This window comes from Paraburkholderia kirstenboschensis (assembly GCF_904848585.1).
In the GTDB taxonomy this organism is placed as follows: Bacteria; Pseudomonadota; Gammaproteobacteria; order Burkholderiales; family Burkholderiaceae; genus Paraburkholderia; species Paraburkholderia kirstenboschensis.
Genome location: NZ_CAJHCR010000075.1, coordinates 1 through 1,417, shown reverse-complemented (window position 1 = coordinate 1,417; position 1,417 = coordinate 1). Strand labels below are relative to the sequence as shown.

Below are 1,417 nucleotides of genomic sequence, written 5' to 3'. Positions count from 1 at the left end.
GCGGCTCCGCGGGCTAAGCTTTCTGCGCGGCGAGTCGAGCGCAAAATCGCCGGAGATATCTTCTGTCCTTAAAAAACCAAGGTGAACGCGTGGCAAGAACGTCAACGAATGGCCGGCGAAAAGGCTAGCCGCCAGCGCAGTGCAGCCGGTTCAAAGAAAGCAGAGGCAGCCATGCCTTTGATAGACGCGGGTGTGACAAGGTAGTACCCTCGATGCATATTACCAGGAAGATTATCCATGTCGAGCAAATATGCTGTCAGCGTGTCGCTGACGGAGCACTTGTGTGGCTTCGTCAGCGAGCAAGTAGCCTCCGGCAGATACCGCACGGCGAGCGAGGTAGTGCGGGAGGCGCTCAGACTGCTGGAAACGCAGTTTTCGAACCCGCAGCCATCTGAAGAGGACGTTGCCGGGTCAATCGACGCAGTAAGCGGATCTGCTACCCCATATGTCGGGGCGCAACCGCGCAGGAGAGCCCCGTGAGCGGCGTGTTGAGGTTTCCAGTTGCTGGCGTCGGCGCTTCTGCGGGAGGGATAGAAGCGCTCGATGGCCTTTTTCGTGGGCTGCCCGCTGACCCCGGCGTGGCCCTGATCATCGTGACGCATCTCGGCCCGGAACGGGAAAGTCTGCTGCACGAGGTCATGGCTCGATATACGGAGCTGCCGGTTCATGTGGCGGCCGACGGTATGCAGGTTGAAGTCAACAACGTCTACGTGCTGCCGTCAGATGTCATTCTGGGCATCGAGAATGGCCATCTTCGGCTACACGCGCAACGCACGGGCCGACGCGAACGCAGGCCCATTGATATCTTTTTCAGCGAACTGGCAAACGACCGGGGTGAATTGGCAGTAGGCATCGTTCTGTCCGGCGGCGACTCCGATGGAACGCTCGGCATCAAGGCGGTCAAGGAACACGGTGGCCTGACCATGGCCCAGATTGCTGACGGATTCGGGCCCCAACATCCGAGCATGCCCGACAGCGCCATCGGCTCAGGCCTTGTCGACTTCGCTATCCCAGTTGAACAGATGGGAGCGAAGCTTGCCGAGTTTGCCCGTAGCGCCTACGTGCTGGACGACATTGCCTTGACGGCCAGCAATGCGGTGGAAGAGCAACAGATCGGCGACGCGCGTAAGGAAATCTACGGAATCCTTCGTAGCCAGCTTGGCCACGACTTTAGCGGCTATAAGACCAAGACTTTCATGCGTCGCGTACAGCGCCGTATGCAGGTAATCCAGATTGAAGCATTGGACGCCTACGTCGAACGGCTGCAGCGCGATGCGCAGGAGGTCGGCGCACTGTTCCGGGACCTGCTCATCAACGTGACCGATTTCTTTCGCGACGCGGAAGCGTTTGAGAACCTCGCGAATCTGGTCATCCCGAAGCTCTTCGAAGAGCGCGGCGCGGACGACGTGGTACGCGT

At 59.5% G+C, this 1,417-nt stretch carries 2 protein-coding genes; both read left to right on the top strand.

The window, feature by feature from the left end; translation table 11 throughout:
• Positions 1-237 precede the first annotated feature (237 nt).
• The gene (locus JMY24_RS39875) at positions 238-480 is read left to right on the top strand and encodes a type II toxin-antitoxin system ParD family antitoxin (RefSeq protein ID WP_201704124.1); all 243 of its coding nucleotides are present in this window, start codon (positions 238-240) and stop codon (positions 478-480) included.
• Positions 477-1,417 (top strand): chemotaxis protein CheB (locus JMY24_RS38030; RefSeq protein WP_328809345.1); only part of this gene is annotated, 941 nt, incomplete at its 3' end. The genes JMY24_RS39875 and JMY24_RS38030, both read left to right, overlap by 4 nt.

What these genes read in the sequence shown, in the direction of transcription:
- JMY24_RS39875 (WP_201704124.1), top strand. Translation starts at nt 238, where the DNA reads ATGTCGAGCAAATATGCTGTCAGCGTGTCGCTGACGGAGCACTTGTGT.